This is a genomic window from Dactylosporangium maewongense (assembly GCF_039531485.1).
Lineage (GTDB): Bacteria > Actinomycetota > Actinomycetes > Mycobacteriales > Micromonosporaceae > Dactylosporangium > Dactylosporangium maewongense.
Window position 1 is genome coordinate 82,708 of record NZ_BAAAQD010000028.1, and the last position, 14,273, is coordinate 96,980.

The window sequence follows — 14,273 nt, forward strand, 5'->3', positions numbered from 1 at the left end:
TTCAATCTAGTGCTCGGCGGGGTACCGGACCGTCGTGGGACCAGATGAGCAGCACCGCAGGCCAGACGGTGTCTCCGACGCCACCGTCGAGGCGCTGGGCAAGTTGAGCGAGGCCCTGGAGTGCGTCGAGCGGGCCCGTGGGCGCCTCTACGACCTGCACCAGCTGATCGGCCACGCGGACCTGATGCTGGACGAGGCCGTCAGGCTCTTCCGCGAGGCCGGCCACCCGAAGCTCGCCGAGCGGATCCAGACCGACCTGGTGGGCCGCAACGTCATCGCGGGCCACTGGACGTTCCAGATCGTCGAGGACTTCGACGACGACTACTACGCCACCTTCAAGGACCTCGACCGGACCGCCCGCGACGAGCTCGTCCAGGGCCGCCGGCACCTCTACGAGGCCGAGATGAAGGAGCGGCGCCGCACCCACGGCCGCCCCGGGCACGAGCAAGGCCCTAGTGTGGCCTGATGGTTGAGTTCCGTCTGCCACCCGCCCTCGCCGAGCAGGCCCGTCAGTTCGCGGCGTCGGGTGCTGTACCGGTGGAGCCCCGCCTCGCCAGCACCGTGGTGCTCATGCGGGCGCCGTTCGAGGTGTACCTGCTGCGCCGGGTCCCCACGATGGCCTTCGCCGCGTCGATGTACGTGTTCCCCGGCGGCGGCGTCGACCCGCGGGACGCGACGGTGCAGCCCGGCTGGGCCGGCCCGTCGCCGACGGAGTGGGCGGCGCGGCTGCGGCTTCCGGAGTCCGTGGCGCGCTCGGTGGTCTGCGCGGCGGTCCGGGAGGTGTTCGAGGAGTCCGGCGTGCTGCTGGCGGGCGCGGACGTGGACACCGTGGTCGGGGACGTGAGCGGGCCCGACTGGGAGCGGGCCAGGATCGCGCTGATCCAGCGGGAGCTGGGCTTCGCTGAGTTCCTCACGGACAACGGTCTCGTGCTGCGCTCCGACCTGCTGGCGCCCTGGTCGCGCTGGATCACGCCGGAGTTCGAGCCGCGGCGCTTCGACACGTACTTCTTCCTCGCCGCCCTGCCGGAGGGTCAGGTCACGAGGGACGTCGGCGGCGAGGCCGACGACACGGTGTGGTGCTCGCCGGCCGAGGCCGCCGACGGCCGCTTCACGATGCTGCCGCCCACCATGCACACGCTCGTCGAGCTGGCTGGGGTGGGCGGCATCGAGGCGGCCCTGGCGGCGGCGTCGGACCGTGACCCGGCCGACGCCATCCGCCCGATCTGACCCACGCGATTAACCGAACCGGCCGGTGATGTAGTCCTCGGTCTTCTTCACCGACGGGTTGGTGAAGATCTTCGCGGTGTCGTCGTACTCGATGAGGCGGCCGGGGTCGCCGGTCTTGTCGATCGAGAAGAAGCCGGTGCGGTCCGAGACACGCGCCGCCTGCTGCATGTTGTGCGTGACGATCACGATCGTGTACTGGTTCTTCAGCTCGGTGATCAGGTCCTCGATCGCGAGCGTGGAGATCGGGTCGAGCGCCGAGCAGGGCTCGTCCATCAGCACGACCTGCGGCTCGACCGCGATGGCGCGGGCGATGCACAGGCGCTGCTGCTGACCGCCGGACAGGCCGGCGCCGGGGCGGCCGAGCCGGTCCTTGACCTCGTTCCACAGGTTGGCACTGCGGAGCGCCTTCTCGGCGACCTCCTCGAGCACCGACTTCTTGCGCACGCCGTTGAGCCGCAGGCCGGCCACGACGTTGTCGAAGATCGACATGGTCGGGAACGGGTTGGGTCGCTGGAAGACCATGCCGATCATCCGGCGGACGGCGGTGACGTCGACGTCCTTGTCGTAGATGTTCTGCCCGTCGATGAGGAGCTGCCCCTCGATCCTGGCGTTGGGCAGGACCTCGTGCATCCGGTTGATCGACCGCAGGAACGTCGACTTGCCGCAGCCGGACGGCCCGATGAGAGCGGTGACCGACTTCGGCTCGATCGTCATCGAGACGCCGTCGATGGCCTTGAAGGATCCGTAGTACGAGGTGACACCGTGGGCTTCGATGCGCTTTGCCATGTGGGGCGCTCCAGAGAGGGTCATCGGGCGAGCTTGTTTCGGCGGGCCAGAAGCTTCGCCGCGACGGTGAGGACCAGGACGAGGACGACCAGCGTGAGGGCCGCCGTCCAGGCGCGGCCGGGCGCGAACTCCGAGGCGACCCCGGCCTGCTCGAAGACGAACAGGGAGAGGGACGACTGGTTGCCGCTGAACACGTTGAAGTTGATCGAGTTGAGGCCGCCGGCGACCAGCAGGACCGGTGCGGTCTCACCCGCGGCCCGGGCCACCGCCAGCATGACGCCGGTGACGATGCCCGGCAGCGCCGTCGGCAGCACGATGCTGACGATCGTCTTCCAGCGGGCCACGCCGAGCGCGTAGGCGCCCTCGCGCAGCGCGCTGGGCACGAGCCGCAGCATCTCCTCGGTGGAGCGGACGATGGTCGGCAGCATCAGCACGCTCAGCGAGAGCGCGGCCGCGAAGCCCGAATAGGCGGCCCGGCCGTCGTTGAACAGCGGCGTGACCGTGAAGACCCAGAACGACAGGATGAACAGGCCCGACACGATCGACGGGATGCCCGTCATGACGTCGACGAAGAAGCGGATCGCGTTGGCCAGGAAGCCGCGGCCGTACTCCACGATGTAGATCGCGCCGAGGATGCCCAGCGGCACCGTGATCAGCGTGGCGAGACCGGCCTGCTCGAGCGTGCCGATGATCGCGTGGTAGGCGCCGCCCTTCTCGTCGAACGCGCCGATGTTGTTCATCGACGTGCCGAAGAAGTTGCCGTCGAGGCGGGTGGTGCCCTTGCTGACCAGGGTCCAGGCCACCGACAGCAGCGGGGCCAGGGCCAGGATGAACGCGCCGTAGATCAGCGTGGTGGCGATCCGGTTGCGGGCCGCGCGGCCGCCCTCGACGATCGAGGCGGCGATCGCGAAGAACGCCACGAACAGCACGGCCGCGACGACCCCGGTGAGGACCAGACCGCCGGCCGAGGTCAGGTAGATCAGGACGAACGCCACGGCGATCGCGGCGGCCGCCGCCGCCCAGGCCGACCACGACGGCAGGGACTTGCTGCGCAGCTGCTGGCCGCTGCTCAGCCCGACGACGCGCTCAGGGGTTTCGACGCTCATCATGCGCTCCCGACGAATTCGCGGCGCCGGTAGATGATCGCGCGCGCGGCCATGTTGACGACCAGCGTGATGGCGAACAGCACCAGACCGGAGGCGATGAGGGCACCGCGACCGGTGTCGTTGGCCTCACCGAACCGGTTGGCGATGTTGGAGGCGATGGTGACACCGCCGGGGCCGAGGAAGTCCCACTTGATGTCGTAGACGCCGCCGAGGGTCAGCGCGAGGGCGATCGTCTCGCCGAGCGCGCGGCCCAGGCCCAGCATGACCGAGGCGATGATGCCCGCCTTGCCGTAGGGGAGCACGGCGGTGCGGATCATCTCCCACTTGGTGGAGCCGAGCGCGAGCGCGGCCTCCTGGTTCTCCGGCGGGGTCTGCATGAAGACCTCGCGGGAGAGCGAGGTGACGATCGGCAGGACCATGATCGCCAGGACGATCGAGCCGAGCAGGATCGACTTGCCGTAGGGGCCTTCGCTCCCGAAGATCGGCAGCCAGCCGAGCGTGTCGTGCAGCCACTTCGAGAAGTTGGTGATCGGCTCGTAGAAGTAGTCGCGACCCCAGAGACCGAACACGACGCTGGGGACGGCGGCGAGCAGGTCGATCACGAAGCCGAGGCTGGTGGCCACCCGGCGGTGCGCGTAGTGCGACAGGCACAGCGCGATGCCGAGGGCCACCGGGACCGCCAGTAGCAGCGCGAGCGCGCCGGTGAGCACCGTGCCGAAGACCGTCGCCGCGACACCGAACTGCGGGGTGTCGCCGTCGGTGAACCACGACTTGTAGGTGAAGAAGTTCTCGGTGTCCTTGTTGATCGCCGGGACGGCCTTGACGATCAGGAAGACGGCGATGGCGGCGATGATGACGAGCACCATCGAGCCGGCAGCTGTCGCGGTGCCACGGAAGATCATGTCAGCGCCGAGACGGCGCTTCCTCGGAAGACCGCCACCTCCGCCGGGCGAACCGGCGGAGGTGGCAGGCAGAGTCTGCTGGCTCAAGGAGAGTCCTGTCAGGCCAGGTTCTTGACGGAGGCAGCGACCTTGGTCTGGACCGACTCGGGCAGCGGGGCGTAGCCCAGCTTCTCGAGCTGAGCCTGGCCGGCGGCGCTCACGGTGTAGCCGAGGAAGCCCTTGACCAGGTCGAGCTTGTCGGCCGGGGTGCCCTTGCTGCAGACGATCTCGTAGGTCACCAGGATGATCGGGTAGGCCCCGGCCTCCTTGGTGGCGTAGTCGATCGAGAGCTTCAGGTCGTCGCCGGTACCGGTGATCTTGGCGCCCGCGACGGTCTTGCCGGCCGCGGCACCGGTCAGCGCGGTGTACTCACCGGCGCCGTTGAAGATCTTGGCGGTCGAGAGCGAGTTGACCTTGGCGAAGGACCACTCGACGTAGCCGATCGCGCCGGGCGCCTTCTTGATCGCGCCCGCGACGCCGTCGGAGCCCTTCTCGGCCTGGCCGCCGGTGGCCTTCCAGACCTTGTCCTTGCCGAAGGTCCAGGTGCCGGCCGCGGCCTTGTCCAGGTAGCCCGTGAAGTTCTCGGTGGTGCCCGAGGACTCCTGGCGGTGGATGGCGTTGATCGGGGTCGACGGGAGCGTCGCGCTCGGGTTGTCGGCCTTGATGGCGGCGTCGTCCCACTTGGTGATCGAGCCACCGAAGATCTTGGCGAGGGTCTCCGGCTTGAGCTGGAGGTCCTTCACGCCATCGAGGTTGTAGGCGATGGCGATCGGGCCCGTGACCATCGGCAGGTTGAGCGCCGGGTTGCCGCCGCAGCGCGCGGTGGCCTTGGTGGTCTCGTCACCGTCCTTGAGGGCCGAGTCGGAGCCCGCGAAGTCGGCCGTGCCACCCGAGAAGGCGGTGATACCGGCACCGGAACCGGTGCCCTGGTAGTCGATCTTGGCGTCGGTGCACTTCTGCTGGTACGCCTTGATCCACTCGTCCATCGCGTTCTTCTGCGCGGACGAGCCCTGGGCCGTCAGCGAGCCCTTGGCGCAGGTGATGTCGGAAGCCGCGGTGCTGCCACCGCCGGTGCCCGGCGTGCTGGGGGTCTCGTTGTTATCCGAGCCGCACGCGGTGAGCGCCAGCGTCGCGGTGAGCGCGATGCCGGCCATGATGCCGTGCCGCTTGAAGTTCACTGCGGTCCCTTCGTCGGGGTACTGCCGACGGGGGTCGTCGACTGAAAGCGACGCTAAGAGCGCTAGGTAACCGGTCCTCCGGAGGCGGGTGAACGCACGGTGAACAGGTGCTTCGGGGAAGGTGACGCCTGGTCGGAGGCCAGTTTGCCAATGGGTGAACTGCCCAGTGGAGATAGCCGGTGCCCGTTTTGCGTCAGCGCGTCGCGGCGCCGTCCCGGGGCCCGGACCGCTGGAAGCTCACGTCCATCGCCCAGCGCACGAACCCCAGCCGCTGGTAGAGCGACACGGCCCGCCGGTTCTCCTCGTCGACGTAGAGCATGACCTGCGAAAGCCCGCGGGAGCGCAGGTGCCAGAGGCCGGCCAGGGTCAGCGCGCGGCCCAGCCCGCCGCCGTGCGCGCCGGGCGCGACGCCCAGCACGTAGACCTCGCCGATCGGGTCGTGCGAGCGATCCTCGGGATCGCCGTGGATCTTGGTCCAGTGGAAGCCGACGAGCTCTTCCGGCGGATCCTGGCGGAACGCCAAGAGGAAGCCGGCCGGGTCGAACCAGGGCTCCTGAATCCGCACGCGCAGGTCGTCGAGGGTCCACCTGCCCTGCTCGGGGTGGTCGGCGAAGGCGGCCGCGTTGACCGCGAGCCAGGCGGCGTCGTCCTCGCCCGGGCGGAACCCGCGCAGGGTCACCCCGTCGGGGAGCGCCACCTCGTCCAGCGGCGCGAACAGCGACCGCCGCAGCTGCAGCAGCACCCGGGCCCGGTCGAAGCCGAGCCGGATCGCGAGGGCGGAGGCCGACGGGTGGTCGCCGTGCGCCCACAGTCGCAGCCGGCCGCCGGAGCGCTCGTCGGCGACCGCGATCGCCGCCTCGGCGAGCGCCCGCCCGATCCCGCGCCGCCGGTGCTGCGGGTGCACCGCCAGCTCGGCCGAGGCGCCCGCGACCGCGTCGGTCGTGTCGACGTGCGCATACCCCGTGACGGTGCCGTCGGCGTCGCGCGCCAGCAGGTGCACCGCCTGCGTCTCGCCCCCGTGCCGCAGGTGCAGCACCACGTGCTCCGACAGCGGCAGCGCCCCGTCGGTGTCGCCGGCGGCCTGGCTCAGCGCGAGCACCTGGTCGACCTGCGCGGTGGAGAGGCGGTCCAGCTGCTCGACGGTCACGGGCCAAGCCTAGAGCAGACCCTTACCGGGATCGCCCCGTGCGGCGGCCTGTGTGTCGGCCTGTGTGTCGGCCTGTGTGTCGGCCCTGTGCGGCGGTCAGACCCGCACCGGCTCGGACTCGTGCAGCGGGCGGGCCGGCGGGACCACGAACTTGTAGCCGACCTGGCGCACCGTGCCGATCATCGACTCGTACTCCGAGCCGAGCTTCGCGCGCAGGCGCCGCACGTGCACGTCGACCGTGCGGGTGCCGCCGAAGTAGTCATAGCCCCAGACCTCGCGCAGCAGCTGGTCGCGGGTGAAGACCCGGCCGGGGTGCTGGGCGAGGAACTTGAGCAGCTCGAACTCCTTGTAGGTGAGGTCGAGCGGGCGGCCCTTGAGCTTCGCCGCGTAGGTGTCGGGGTCGATCGTCAGCTCGCCGGCCTTGATCATGCCCCCGCTCGCGGCCGCGGCCGAGTTGAGCCGGCCGACGCCCAGCCGCAGCCGGGCCTCGATCTCGGCGGGGCCGGCGCTGGCCAGGACGACGTCGTCGAGGCCCCAGTCGGCGTGCAGCGCGACGAGGCCCGCCTCGGTCACCACCGCCAGCAGGGGCACGCCCAGGCCGGTCGCGTGCAGCATCCGGCAGGTCGCGCGGGCGTCGGCAAGCTCCGTGCGGGCGTCGACGATCACAGCGTCGGGGCTAGGACCGTTCACCAGTGTGCGGACATCGCGCGGGGCGGTGCGCACCGTGTGGGGCAGCAGGTCGAGGCCGGGCAAGACCACCTGGCCCGCGGGAGCCGCGGTCAGCAGCAAGATCTCCACGAGTCACCTCCGCGGCTCTGTTTCGTCCCGGCCACACTGACGGGAGGTTGTGGGGGTATCTCAGCCCAAGAATATCGGAGTATTCATCGTTTGCGACCAGCGGCAATCCAGATCGGGACAGTCGGCTGAGCCACACTCCACCGTTCCCCGTCGCGTGCTATGCGCGATTTCGTCATCCCGGTGGGGGTTGGGTGAGGGGAGTTCTGGCACCATCGGGGCGTGCCCGCTACCCCGCCCTCCGCCGAGAACCACGCCGAGGACCACGGCGCCTGGCCTTCGGCCGCCGACGAGGCGCCCCGGCGTCGGCGCCGGGAGCAGGCCGACGTCCCGGACAATCCCGAAACGCCGGGACAAATCCCCCCGGTGCGGCGCATGGTCTCCCTCGGCATCGCCGGGTTCGCGGCCCTGATGACCGTCGGGCTCGTCGTCGGCGCGCAGACCAGGCACGAGTCCTACGCCGTGGTGATCTTCGGCGTGCAGGTCCTGTTCGTCGGCGTGTGGATCATCGCCAGCCGGCCGCCGGCCCCGCGCGTCGTCGCCGCCGTCGGTATAGCGGTCGCCGTCGGCACCGACGTCGCCGCGGTCCTCACCCGCCCGGCGTCCCTCGCCCCGCTGGCGTATGTCACCGCGGCCGGGTTCATCGTCGGCGTCGTCGGCCAGCTCACCCGCCCCGCGGGGCGGCAGCGGGTCACCGAGTCGCTCGGCTCCTCGCTCGTGGTCACCCTCGGCGTCGTGGCCTTCGCCAGCCTGATCGTCCTCGGCAGGATCCCGCGCGGCACCCAGGCGATCGTCGCCTGCCTCGCCGCCGCCGGCATCGCCATCGTGATCGCCCGGCTCACCGACGCGATCGTCGCGCTGCCCCGCATCGCGCCGCAGGTCCCGCGGGGCGGCGCCGGCGTCGTGCTCGGCGCGATGGCCGGCACCGCCGCCGCCGGCGCGATCGGCAACCTGCTCGACGGGATAACGCCGCTGTGGAGCGCCCTCGCCGGCCTGGCCACCGCCATCGTCGCCGTCATGGTGGACCTGTCCGTCGGGTATGCCGAGGCCAGCCGCGTCATCGACGGTGACGAGCCCGCCATGTACCTCGCCCGCCACATCCAGGGGCCGATGGGGGCCTTCGCCTTCGCCGCGCCCGCCGCCTACGTCGCCAGCACGCTGTTACTGCTCTAGTACTGCTGTAGGGCCCCGCGGTTGCGAGGGTAGGAAATCCTGGTGGCTGGGTACGTCCCGGTTACACCCACCCCGGGGCGCGGAAGGAGAGCTGTGGCGAGCAGAGGTGCCAAGGTCAGCATCGTGCTGGTCGTGCTGGCGGTCATCCTGGTCGGAGTGCTCTTCGTCGCGGACCGGATCGCGGCCAGCACCGCCCGGGACCGCATCACCGACGAGACCCGCAAGCAGCTCGCGGCCAACTCCGTCACCTACGAGGGCGACCCCTCGGTGAAGATCGCCGGCTTCCCGTTCCTCACCCAGGTGCTCGCGGGGGAGTACGAGAAGATCAGCATCGCCCTGAGCAAGCCGCAGATCGACAACGTGAAGCTCGAGACGCTCAACGTCGACGCCAAGGCGGTCAAGGCCGACGCGCGCGACCTGATGAACGGCCGGGGCGAGGTGGTGGCCGGCGAGGTCACCGGCCAGGCCACCATGACCTGGGACAACGTCCGGAAGCTGCTGGAGTTCACCAACCTGCCGCAGGGTGTGGACCCCTCCGCCATCGACGTGAAGGTGGTCAACAACAAGATCGTGATGCGGATCCCGTTCGTGTACCAGGGGTTCAAGGTCACGATCATCGCCAACGGCAGCATGGTCGTCGAGTCGGGCAAGGTCCGGCTCAAGCTCGACTCGGTCACCACCGACCAGGGCAACCTGCCGAAGCTCGTCAACGACTTCATCCAGGCCAACAAGAGCCGGCTCCAGGTCACCGTCAAGCTGCCGGGCCTGCCGTACAACCTGGTGATCAACTCCGCGGAGACGACCGACTCGGGCCTGCGCGTCACCGCCTCCGCGAAGGACGTTCCGCTGTCCGAGCAGTGATCAGGTCCCCTTCCGGGCGGTGATCGTGCCCCCTTCCGGGCGGTGATCAGGTCCAACAGGCGGACAGTGACCAAGCGGACCCTGGGATGACACCTCCGGCGGTGCTAGGCTGCCTGACCATGAGCATGCTGCTCACCAGACGGCGCGCGGTCGACCTGTGCCGCGTGGCCACCTGCCTGTGTTGCCGCCCCTAGTGGTGCGGCCCTGCAGCGTGCTCGACTAACGGCTCGAGGCAGCGGCGCCCCAGACCGATGGGTCTGGCGGGCGATTCCCAGTCCGCGGCAGTTCTCAGACCCATCGCCGAAACCGTGATCCGTCCCCTCGGGTCGCGCGCGGCGTGGTGCACACCCCGACCCGTGTGCCGACTCGACCCACCCCAAAATCGTCCCTGGGAGAGAAAACACTCATGAGTCGCGAGAGCGCACTGGTCACGGCCGACTGGGCCGAGCAGAACATCGGTGCCGACAACGTGGTCTTCGTCGAGGTCGACGAGGACACCGCCGCCTACGACGGCGGCCACATCGCCGGTGCGGTCAAGATCAACTGGAAGACCGAGCTGCAGGACCAGGTCCGCCGGGACTTCGTCAACAAGGAGCAGTTCGAGGCCCTGCTGTCCAGCAAGGGCATCGGCAACGACGACAAGGTCGTCCTCTACGGCGGCAACAACAACTGGTTCGCCGCGTACGCGTACTGGTACTTCAAGCTCTACGGCCACGGCGACGTCAAGCTGCTCGACGGCGGCCGCAAGAAGTGGGAGCTCGACGGGCGCCCGCTGACCAAGGACGAGGTCAGCCGCCCCGCCACGAGCTACGTCGCGGTGCACGACCAGGACCTGTCGATCCGCGCGTTCCGCGACGACGCGGTCAAGGCGATCGGCGTGCAGAACCTCGTCGACGTCCGCTCGCCCGACGAGTTCGCGGGCCGCCTCCTCGCCCCCGCCCACCTCCCGCAGGAGCAGGCGCAGCGCCCGGGCCACATCCCGACCGCCGTGTCCGTGCCGTGGAGCAAGGCGGCCAACGAGGACGGCACCTTCAAGTCCGACGACGACCTGCGCGAGATCTACGCCGCCGCCGGCCTCGACGACAGCAAGGCGACCATCGCCTACTGCCGCATCGGCGAGCGCTCCTCGCACACCTGGTTCGTCCTCAAGGAGATCCTCGGGCACAGCGACGTGCGCAACTACGACGGTTCCTGGACCGAGTACGGCTCCCTTGTCGGTGTCCCCGTCGCCGTCGGCGACGAGCCCGGCAACGCGTGAAAGGCAGAGCATCATGAGTGTTGCTGACAGCTGCGGCGCCCCCGAGCAGAGCGCGCCGATCCCCGCTTCCGTCGACGTCGAGAAGGAAACCGTCATCACGGGCGTCGTGAGCTCCGGCGACGGCCCCGTCGGCGGTGCCTACGTGCGCCTGCTCGACGCGACCGGCGAGTTCACCGCCGAGGTCGTCACCTCGCCGGCCGGGCAGTTCCGGTTCTTCGCCGCGCCCGGCAACTGGACGCTGCGCGCCCTGTCCCGCCAGGGCAACGGCGACGCGAGCCTCGCCGCCGCCCGCGGCATCAACGAGGTCGCGGTCGCGGTCGCCTGACCTTCGCACGCACCGTGCCGCCGCCCTCCGGGCCCAACCCCGGGGGGCGGCGGCATTTGGCGGCACTGTGCCGGACTGCGAGGATTGCCGCCGTGAAACGTCGCTGGATCATCGCCGCAACGGTGGCCTGGGCCCTCGTGGTGGCCGGATTCGCCTACTACTCCTCGCGCCACGGCACGCCGACCTCCCGCGACCAGACCACCATCGCGCAGGGCCTGCCCATCGCCGACCAGGCCCTCGGCCGCATCGCCGCCGCGGTCGACCCGGCCACCTCGGTCCCGGTGCTCGGCGGCTACACGCGCGTCGACCGCAGCTGCCGGGTCACCTCCGCCCGCGAGGGCACCCGCTTCGAGCGGGTGTTGCTGGTGTACGTGAAGAAGGGCACCGAGCCGGACGTTCTCGACCGGATCAAGGCGGCCCTGCCCGCGTCGTACGACGTCCACCTCGTGAGCGGCCCGAGCAGCCACTCGATGACCGCCGACGCCGGTGGGTTCGTCGCGGTGCGCGGCAGCGTCATCCAGCCGGGTCAGCTGCGCTTCACCGCCGACACCGGCTGCCGGGTGCAGGACGCCCCGGTCGAGGAGGCGACCCCGCAGTCACAGACCGCCAACCGCGCGCCCGTCCAGGCCGTCCTCGACACCCTCAAGCAGAGCGCGTCGCAGTGGCGGACCCATCGGGTCACCTGCCCCGGCGGCGGCACCCTGTGGACCGTCGAGGCCGTCACCACCGGCGACGGCGCCGCGTCCCGCACCACGGTCCCGGCCTCCGCGGTCGTCCTCGACGAGCCGAAGCTCTTCGCCTTCCGCGCGGGCGAGGCGGGTGTCGCCCTGCGCGTCGACGGCAGCGAGCTGCACATCACCTCGACGGCGGGCTGTTAGCCCTCAGTACACGAGCGCCTGCGCGCCCTCCTCGAGGGCCTCCTCGACGAAGACGGCCGCGCCCGCGATGCGGATGCCGGGGATGACGTCGTCGGGTCCGATGCCGCGCCGGGCGGCGCACTGGGTGCACAGCGTGACCGTGCCGCCCGCCAGCACCGCGTCCAGCAGGTCGGCCAGCGGCGCCGCGTGCGGCAGCTCGAACTGCGCCGCCCGGCCCGGCAGCGCGAACCACGCGGACTCCCCGGTCAGCCAGAGCGAGGTGGCGACGCCGCCGGCGAGGGCGGTCGCGGCCACCGTGAAGGCCTGCGAACAGCGTTCCGGGGCGTCCGAGCCGGCGGTTGTCTTGATGACCAGAGAGCGTGCCATGCCTCGCAGCATAGGATTCGGGGGATGGTTACCGAGATCGGGTTCGTCAGCTTGCTGGTCGCCGGGATGGGCGCCCTCGCAGGCGGGCTGATCTATCTCGCGGTGAGGGTGTCGAGGGGGCGTTGGTGACAGACGAACAGCCGCCATGGGCCGGGTTGGCCCAGGTCGGGGAGTACCCGTACGAGGAGACGCACGACCTGCGGGTCGGCCCGGACCTCCATCCCGCGCTGCTGGGGCTGCTGCCGCTGGTCGGGGTGTGGCGCGGGCGCGGCCAGGGCGACTACCCGACGATCGAGGGCTTCCACTACGCGCAGGAGATCCGCTTCAGCCACGACGGGCGGCCGTTCCTGTTCTACGAGTCGCGTGCCTGGGTGATCGACGTCGACGGCAACCCGATCAAGCCCAGCAACCGGGAGACCGGCTGGTGGCGGCCGGTGCTCGCGGACGGCAAGGCGACCGACGAGGTCGAGGTGCTGCTCAGCCAGCCGACCGGGATCATGGAGCTCTACATCGGCCAGGCCAAGGGCACCACGCAGTGGGACATGGCCACCGACGCGGTGGTCCGCACGTCGACCGCCAAGGAGGTCCGCGGCGCCAAGCGGCTCTACGGGATCGTCGAGGGGGCGCTGCTCTACGCGTTCGACCTCGCCGCAGTCGGCCAGCCGCTCCAGCCGCACCTGTCCGCCCGCCTGGAACGCGTCGCGGGCTGAGTCGCGCGTTAATCTGAACGTCGTGGGTTTCGATGATCTGGCCGCAGTGCTCCGGTCGCGGGGCCTGCGGCTGACCGCGCCCCGGCAGCTCGTGCTCGAGTCGGTCTACCGGTTGCGCCACGCGACGCCGGACCAGATCCACGCCGACGTCAGCGAGCGCGCCGCCGGGGTCAACATCACCACCGTCTACCGCACGCTGGAGCTGCTCGAGGAGCTCCAGCTGGTGACGCACGCGCACCTGTCGCACGGTGCGCCCACCTACCACCCGCTCGGCGAGCACCAGCACGCCCACCTCGTGTGCCGGGGCTGCGGCGACGTGCAGGAGCTGCCGCCACCCATGCTCGAGGGCCTCGCCGAGGACCTGCGCACCACCCGCGGCTTCCGCCTCGACATCGGCCATGTGGCCCTGTTCGGCGTGTGCGGCAGCTGCGGCTCCAAAGAGGAGTAGCTCCGTGAAGCCAGTTACCGTGGCGTCCATCGATCCCTCGTCCGCCGACGGTGCCGCGGTCGCGCACTACGGCGACCCTGCCCGCGAGCAGAAGATCCTCGACACCGGGGCCGGGCTGGTCGACCGCTCGCACCGCGACGTCCTGGCCGTGCCCGGCGCCGACCGGCTGACCTGGCTGCACAGCCTCACCACCCAGCACCTGACCGGCCTGGACCCCATGAGCGGCTCGGAGCTGCTCGTGCTGTCGCCGCACGGGCACGTGGAGCACCACGCGATGCTCGTCGACGACGGCACGGCCACGTGGCTGGACCTGGAGCCGGGGGCCGGTGCGGGCCTGCTGACGTTCCTGTCCCGGATGATCTTCATGATGCGGGTCGAGCCCGCCGACGTGACCGCCGACCGGGCGGTGCTGTCGATCGTCGGCCCGCACACCGACGAGGCCCTGCGGGCGCTCGGCGTCACGCTCGCCGCGCCCGACGTGGTGCCCGTGCCGCCGGCGAAGTTCGCGACCGGGGTGGTGCCGCCCCGGCCGACCGCACGCTACGCGGCGGCCGCGCTGCCGGCGTTCGACGGGCTGGTCCGCCGGGTGGAGGGCGGCGCAGACCTGATCGTGCCGCGGTCCGCGGTGCCCGACCTGGTCGCCGCCGCGCAGCTCCCGCTGGCCGGGATCTGGGCGTACGAGGCGCTGCGGGTCGCGGCGCGGCGCCCCCGGTTCGGCTTCGAGACCGACCACAAGACCCTGCCCGCGGAGGTCGGCTGGACGGCGCACGCCGTGCACCTGGAGAAGGGCTGCTACCGGGGGCAGGAGACGATCTCCCGGGTGCACCACCTCGGCCGGCCGCCGCGCAAGCTGGTGCTGCTGCACCTGGACGGCATCGCCACCGACGAGCTCCCCGCGCCGCACACCGAGGTCGTCCGGGACGGCCGGGCGGTCGGGTTCGTCGGCACCGCCGCCCGCCACTACGAGCTCGGCCAGATCGCGCTCGCCGTCGTCCGGCAGAACGTCAACGAAGACGGGGGTCAATTGCTGGTGGGCCCGTCCACGGCCGCGATCGACCCGCTGTAGAAAGAGCC

Annotated in this window: 19 protein-coding genes; 12 read left to right on the forward strand and 7 right to left on the reverse strand. The window is 70.8% G+C overall.

The annotated features are described in order from the left end of the window. The first annotated feature begins 34 nt into the window (after positions 1-34). Together ABD332_RS47440 and ABD332_RS47445 are read left to right on the forward strand one after the other, a co-directional pair. Entirely contained in the window at positions 35-466 is a 432-nt protein-coding gene (locus tag ABD332_RS47440) for a hypothetical protein (protein WP_344511489.1), read from the forward strand. Beyond that, the gene (locus ABD332_RS47445; protein ID WP_344511491.1) at positions 466-1,227 is read left to right on the forward strand and encodes an NUDIX hydrolase; all 762 of its coding nucleotides are present in this window, start codon (positions 466-468) and stop codon (positions 1,225-1,227) included. The genes ABD332_RS47440 and ABD332_RS47445 overlap by 1 nt, the downstream gene beginning before the upstream one ends. Positions 1,228-1,236: 9 nt before the next feature. Here the strand turns inward: ABD332_RS47445 and pstB are convergent, their stop codons facing one another. From pstB to ABD332_RS47475, 6 genes are all read right to left on the reverse strand, one after another. Next, entirely contained in the window at positions 1,237-2,013 is a 777-nt protein-coding gene (gene pstB, locus ABD332_RS47450; RefSeq protein ID WP_344511493.1) for a phosphate ABC transporter ATP-binding protein PstB, read from the reverse strand. Between the two features lie 20 nt (positions 2,014-2,033). Further along, on the reverse strand, positions 2,034-3,122 hold the full coding sequence (gene pstA / locus ABD332_RS47455; RefSeq protein ID WP_425552400.1) for a phosphate ABC transporter permease PstA: 1,089 nt from the start codon (positions 3,120-3,122) through the stop codon (positions 2,034-2,036). Further along, entirely contained in the window at positions 3,119-4,021 is a 903-nt protein-coding gene (pstC, locus tag ABD332_RS47460; protein WP_344511497.1) for a phosphate ABC transporter permease subunit PstC, read from the reverse strand. Before pstC ends, pstA begins: the two co-directional genes overlap by 4 nt. A gap of 98 nt (positions 4,022-4,119) precedes the next feature. Next, positions 4,120-5,238 (reverse strand): phosphate ABC transporter substrate-binding protein PstS, encoded by a 1,119-nt coding sequence (gene pstS, locus ABD332_RS47465; RefSeq protein WP_344511499.1) that lies wholly within the window; start codon positions 5,236-5,238, stop codon positions 4,120-4,122. Positions 5,239-5,431: 193 nt separating this feature from the next. Then, positions 5,432-6,385: a mycothiol synthase gene (mshD, locus tag ABD332_RS47470; protein ID WP_344511501.1), complete on the reverse strand. Its 954-nt coding sequence runs from the start codon at positions 6,383-6,385 to the stop codon at positions 5,432-5,434. 96 nt (positions 6,386-6,481) lie between these two features. Continuing rightward, positions 6,482-7,183, reverse strand: coding sequence for a winged helix-turn-helix transcriptional regulator (locus tag ABD332_RS47475; protein ID WP_344511503.1), 702 nt, complete (start codon positions 7,181-7,183; stop codon positions 6,482-6,484). A gap of 219 nt (positions 7,184-7,402) precedes the next feature. Between ABD332_RS47475 and ABD332_RS47480 the strand changes: the two genes are divergently transcribed. The 6 genes from ABD332_RS47480 (at position 7,403) to ABD332_RS47505 (ending at position 11,675) form a co-directional block, all read left to right on the forward strand. Beyond that, the gene (locus tag ABD332_RS47480) at positions 7,403-8,353 is read left to right on the forward strand and encodes a hypothetical protein (protein ID WP_344511505.1); all 951 of its coding nucleotides are present in this window, start codon (positions 7,403-7,405) and stop codon (positions 8,351-8,353) included. A 93-nt stretch (positions 8,354-8,446) separates the two neighbouring features. After that, positions 8,447-9,214, forward strand: coding sequence for an LmeA family phospholipid-binding protein (locus tag ABD332_RS47485; RefSeq protein ID WP_344511507.1), 768 nt, complete (start codon positions 8,447-8,449; stop codon positions 9,212-9,214). A 125-nt stretch (positions 9,215-9,339) separates the two neighbouring features. Beyond that, positions 9,340-9,408 (forward strand): putative leader peptide, encoded by a 69-nt coding sequence (locus ABD332_RS47490; protein WP_313900978.1) that lies wholly within the window; start codon positions 9,340-9,342, stop codon positions 9,406-9,408. 212 nt (positions 9,409-9,620) lie between these two features. Beyond that, complete coding sequence (locus ABD332_RS47495; RefSeq protein WP_344511509.1) at positions 9,621-10,472, forward strand: sulfurtransferase; 852 nt, start codon at positions 9,621-9,623, stop codon at positions 10,470-10,472. Between the two features lie 13 nt (positions 10,473-10,485). Further along, on the forward strand, positions 10,486-10,797 hold the full coding sequence (locus ABD332_RS47500) for a DUF1416 domain-containing protein (protein ID WP_344511511.1): 312 nt from the start codon (positions 10,486-10,488) through the stop codon (positions 10,795-10,797). Between the two features lie 92 nt (positions 10,798-10,889). After that, positions 10,890-11,675: a hypothetical protein gene (locus ABD332_RS47505; protein ID WP_344511513.1), complete on the forward strand. Its 786-nt coding sequence runs from the start codon at positions 10,890-10,892 to the stop codon at positions 11,673-11,675. Positions 11,676-11,678: 3 nt separating this feature from the next. Here the strand turns inward: ABD332_RS47505 and ABD332_RS47510 are convergent, their stop codons facing one another. Beyond that, complete coding sequence (locus ABD332_RS47510) at positions 11,679-12,053, reverse strand: DsrE family protein (RefSeq protein ID WP_344511515.1); 375 nt, start codon at positions 12,051-12,053, stop codon at positions 11,679-11,681. 12 nt (positions 12,054-12,065) lie between these two features. Between ABD332_RS47510 and mtfM the strand changes: the two genes are divergently transcribed. From mtfM to ygfZ, 4 genes are read left to right on the forward strand one after another with little or no spacing between them, the layout of a single operon-like run. Next, positions 12,066-12,170, forward strand: coding sequence for a small membrane protein MtfM (mtfM, locus tag ABD332_RS47515; protein WP_033363477.1), 105 nt, complete (start codon positions 12,066-12,068; stop codon positions 12,168-12,170). Beyond that, positions 12,167-12,751, forward strand: a complete 585-nt coding sequence (locus tag ABD332_RS47520) for a heme-binding beta-barrel domain-containing protein (protein ID WP_344511517.1) — start codon at positions 12,167-12,169, stop codon at positions 12,749-12,751. Before mtfM ends, ABD332_RS47520 begins: the two co-directional genes overlap by 4 nt. Positions 12,752-12,773: 22 nt before the next feature. Next, positions 12,774-13,199, forward strand: a complete 426-nt coding sequence (locus ABD332_RS47525; protein WP_344511519.1) for a Fur family transcriptional regulator — start codon at positions 12,774-12,776, stop codon at positions 13,197-13,199. Next, positions 13,150-14,265, forward strand: a complete 1,116-nt coding sequence (ygfZ, locus tag ABD332_RS47530) for a CAF17-like 4Fe-4S cluster assembly/insertion protein YgfZ (protein ID WP_425552401.1) — start codon at positions 13,150-13,152, stop codon at positions 14,263-14,265. The genes ABD332_RS47525 and ygfZ overlap by 50 nt, the downstream gene beginning before the upstream one ends. Positions 14,266-14,273 lie beyond the last annotated feature (8 nt).